Below are 4,180 nucleotides of genomic sequence, written 5' to 3'. Positions count from 1 at the left end.
GCACTAACAACTGGCGGGGCTACCATCGGAGTTGACCTTGACTTTTTACTTTTAAACATGAGAAAATGAAACATGTAACAACCTAACAACAATAGAAAAAACAGAGTTTGTTACGCGGAGTCCATGAGCATCTTTTCCTCAATCTTGAGAAGGCATAGTTGACCTTCTTCCTGACAGCGTCATGTAACAGATGGCAGAAGAGGATCGGCAAAGCAAATCTTATTTCAGCTTTGACTAGAAAGGAGTAGAATTCAATCCATCGAATTTTGCGATAACTTGCAAGTCTTAACTTTCCTGAAAAGCATCAGGAAAAGATTAACAACAAACGTATTCTTTTATTTCATCATTGATCAGCCAGTTTCTTCAATTGATCCGCCAAAAGCCCTTTAAACCGGTCCAGGGTAATTGAATATGCCTGCATAGGGATACCCATCCAGTCGCAGTATTCAAGAAATTCTTCCGGCTGCTCAGCCATGTATTTATCGAGGTATCCTATGGCGTCAAGCACAATTGCACCACCTGTATGGCGTGGAAAATTTTCAGTAGCCGTACCTTTGTCCCAACCCTTAAAAACCTGGCTCTTGTATTTGACCCATCCAGGTGTCATGAACCAAACCGGTTCTCCTCCGACAAGTTCCTGTTTGATATGCTCAAGTTCATCGTTGCTAGCCAGCATCCCCATGCAGTGGGTAGCCGCAACGCGAGAGACATCAAGGCCTTGCTCACGGATGATGGTTTCCATCAAACGTGTGGGGTTATCCGGGTTGACATAACAATACTTACTGCCATAAACAACAATAACATCTCGGACTTTCTTTTTCGCCTTTACAATAAACTTGATCAACTGTTTTTCCAGTTCATGCGGATCCTGGTGAAGTCCTGGAGTTGTATAAAACAGGTAATCCGTGTCGAGGTATCCCTGCTCTTTGAGATGACTGAGTTCTGGACTCATGGTACCGCAGGCAACAATGGCAGTGTTTTTAAATGATAAGTGTGTCATGGACGTCTCCATTGTTTCTGATTTTGAAACCGTTTTACCGGACTTATTTTGCTTATCGCATCAACAGGCAGAAACATCTTGTTAATCGGATAATCCATGGGCTGCGAAACCCATGGATTTTGTTATCCACTGTTGTGTTGCATCCTTTCTTGCTTTAATTGGCATGTAAAACTGCCGAAACAACACTTTTCGAGTGTGTAGGATGGGCGTGAATTGTCCTTCCAACTTTCTCCAGAGTCAAACGGTTTTCGACGGCCAATGCTATTTCATGGATCATCTCTGTAGCCGCTTCACCGATGATCACCGCTCCAGCGATCTCGGAACTATCGTTTTTTATAAAAAGCTTCACAAAAGCCGGTGCTACTTTGTCCACTACAGAACGGCCATTGGGTACCTTGTGCATCGTGAAAGATCTGATATCGCCATTTTCAAGGTTTACCCCAACTGCCGCCACCTCAGGGTGACAGAATGCAACCCTTGGTACTGCACTTTCATTTAAAGGGTAGGTTGTTCCTTGAGTCAGATTTTGCGCAAGCAGCTGCCCTTCTTTTTCTGCGGCGTGAGCCAGCATTAAACCACCGGCAGCATCGCCTATACAGTATATATGTGGAATGCTGGTTTGAAAAATTTCATTCACCTTGACGGCACCGTGTTCAGTCTTTACTCCGGCGGCTCCCAGATTCAAGCTGTTAATGTTCGGTTTACGGCCAACTCCGACAAGAACTTTGTCCACGGTGTCAGTCTTACCGCTATTCTTATAGTGAATCGTGACCTTATCCTCTTCAATGGTCAACTGTTCAATCATTGTTTCTGTCTTGACTTGGATGCCTTGTTGTGCAAAAGCATCCTGTAGCATTCTTCCGGCTTCCTGATCTTCACGCGGCAAAAGGGTATCCAAGGCTTCAACCAGGATAACCTCGCTACCGAACGTGTTGTACAGCGTGGCAAATTCACAGCCAATGGCACCACCACCGATAATCAATAACCTTGATGGCAGTTCGATGTTTTGAAGAATTTGGTCACTGGAAAGGATATTTTTGCCGTTAAAAGGAGCAAAAGGAAGCTCAACAGGTTTCGACCCTGTTGCGATAATGATCAATTCTCCCCGCACCTGTTCGGTACTGCCTTCTGTATTACTTATGATAACGTCATGATCTGACAGAAACGAGCCTTTACCGCGGAAGGTGGTGATATTTTCACCTGCTACCATCATTTGGGTCATTCCGCGTAATGTGGCAAGGTCATTTTCAGTAACAGCCTGCAAACGTTTTAAATTGATAGGTTGGGCGACCACATCCAGTCCGTATTTTTCACACTCTTTAGTATGCCGATAGGCTGCCGCGGCCTTAAGTAACGATTTGGTAGGCATACAACCGCGGTTAAGGCAAATTCCACCGTAGCTGTCCTGTTCTTCCTGAATCAACGCGACAGATTTGCCAGCTTGGCTTAACATAATCCCTGCTGCCATTCCACCGGGACCGCCACCTATAATTACTACATCAAAAGTTTTCATTACCTCTCCATTTTAGATTCGTCTTGTTCTGTTTGTTCCAGTGTTTGGGTGGCTACATCCAAGAGTCGGTTGAACGTCTCGAGTTCTTTCTCTGACATGTGCTGCGTCATCCTTGCAACAACTTCATCTCTTTTCTTCTTTAAGACTTCTACTGTTGGTCGGGTAGGTTCGGTGATAAACATTCTCGACTGACGTTTGTCGTGCTCACTATTTACCCGGTAGATCAAACCATCCCGCTCCATACGCCGTAGTGTGTTCGCCATGGTCGGTTGTTCCACTTGAACGTTTCTACAAAGTTCCACCTGGGTCTGCCCATCATCTTCATCCAGACAACAAAGCACGGGAAGTTGCCCCTGGGTGACACCGAATGGTTTTAATTGGTCGTTTAATTGTGACAATAGTAGCCGGGAAAGATAATTCAGTTTGTAGCACAGGTTTTCATTCACGTTCGTTATCTCCTTCGATTCACCCAATTATATAGCCAGCTATGTAATTATTGTCAGTAAAATACATAGCCAGCTATGCATTGTCAAGAGGTAAATTTCAGGAAAATGGTATCAGGGGAACTGTTCCATTTTGGGATAGAATTGGGATATGATTAAGCTGATGTTCGCTTGTGGACCTCCTCAACAGCTTCAGGATTGTCCAAGTTCAGGTTGCCAGGATGAACCTATGATGGAAGCATCTCGCTCTTATCTTTAGATATAGACTATAAAAAGGTCGTCTTGACCTTTTGGAAGTAAAGTTTTCCTGACATTAAAAAAGATTTTCATATCCGAGATGTTTCCAGAGGATCAGCTGATAAAAAGACTCCATTATTTCAGCATCGGATGAGTAATACTATCGTGTCAAGCGTTGATATTGGCAGTATGGATCTCTCAAGAGTCCACTTCAGCCTTACGTTGACCTTATTCCTGTATAAAGAAAGTTATGCTTTTCAAAATTCCTAACAATAAAATAGCAATTTCCGATCAAACCTTCTCCATGACAGTTGATTGCTTTCGTCCCCCGATTTCCATCTCCTTCTGGTGTATAATTCATCATGGCATTTACGCCAAAAACCCTTAACCACAGGAGGTGTACAATGAAAGTTTCTAAGGCAGTCGATTTTCACCTGCAGTATCACCGGGCCAATTCGAAAAAAAAATACCATCAAGACATGTGAGTTTGTCTTGCATAAATTTGCATTGAGGTTCGGCAAACGTGATCTATCGAGCATATCCCAGGAAGAGGTTCTCGACTTTTTGCTCTCTTTGACGAAGAACAACAAGCAGGCGACAAAACGAAATCGCTACTCTGTTCTGGTCCTGCGCCACGCAGATCTTTCAACAACTCAACGGTATCTGGGAAAGGTAAATGACACTGAAGCAATCAGGTGGATTGAAACGCTTTATGGCTAGTTTTCCCCGTTACGGGCGTAGATTAATCTTCGCCCGTTATCGGCAACAGTAGAAAGCATGAATACTGAAAGGATCAGTGATACTCTTTGATAAGCTCTATTTTGCAGTTGCTCCATTTCTAAATTCTAAAATCTTTTCCCTTTTCAGCCAATTTCTACCCTGCAAACCGCTTTCTGTTAAAGATCATGCTGGCCTGCACAATTTTTCCGGCAACAGTTTGCCCGCGCAGGTGAAAAGATTCTCATCGCTATCCGACAGCGGGGCGAT

The 4,180-nt window shown here is 43.8% G+C and carries 3 protein-coding genes; all 3 read right to left on the bottom strand.

The features are described 5' to 3' along the window. Nucleotides 1-343: 343 nt before the first annotated feature. Complete coding sequence (locus tag JWG88_RS21190) at nucleotides 344-1,000, bottom strand: DUF1638 domain-containing protein (protein ID WP_205235814.1); 657 nt, start codon at nucleotides 998-1,000, stop codon at nucleotides 344-346. A 154-nt stretch (nucleotides 1,001-1,154) separates the two neighbouring features. Then, nucleotides 1,155-2,513: a dihydrolipoyl dehydrogenase gene (gene lpdA, locus JWG88_RS21185; protein WP_205235813.1), complete on the bottom strand. Its 1,359-nt coding sequence runs from the start codon at nucleotides 2,511-2,513 to the stop codon at nucleotides 1,155-1,157. Next, complete coding sequence (locus tag JWG88_RS21180; RefSeq protein ID WP_205235812.1) at nucleotides 2,513-2,959, bottom strand: MarR family transcriptional regulator; 447 nt, start codon at nucleotides 2,957-2,959, stop codon at nucleotides 2,513-2,515. Before JWG88_RS21180 ends, lpdA begins: the two co-directional genes overlap by 1 nt. Nucleotides 2,960-4,180 lie beyond the last annotated feature (1,221 nt).

This window comes from Desulfopila inferna (assembly GCF_016919005.1).
Taxonomy (GTDB): Bacteria; Desulfobacterota; Desulfobulbia; order Desulfobulbales; family Desulfocapsaceae; genus Desulfopila_A; species Desulfopila_A inferna.
The sequence above is the reverse complement of the archived record's forward strand: the minus strand, read 5'-3'. Positions and strand labels throughout refer to the sequence as shown.

What these genes read in the sequence shown, in the direction of transcription:
- JWG88_RS21190 (WP_205235814.1), bottom strand. Translation starts at nt 1,000, where the DNA reads ATGACACACTTATCATTTAAAAACACTGCCATTGTTGCCTGCGGTACC.
- lpdA (WP_205235813.1), bottom strand. Translation starts at nt 2,513, where the DNA reads ATGAAAACTTTTGATGTAGTAATTATAGGTGGCGGTCCCGGTGGAATG.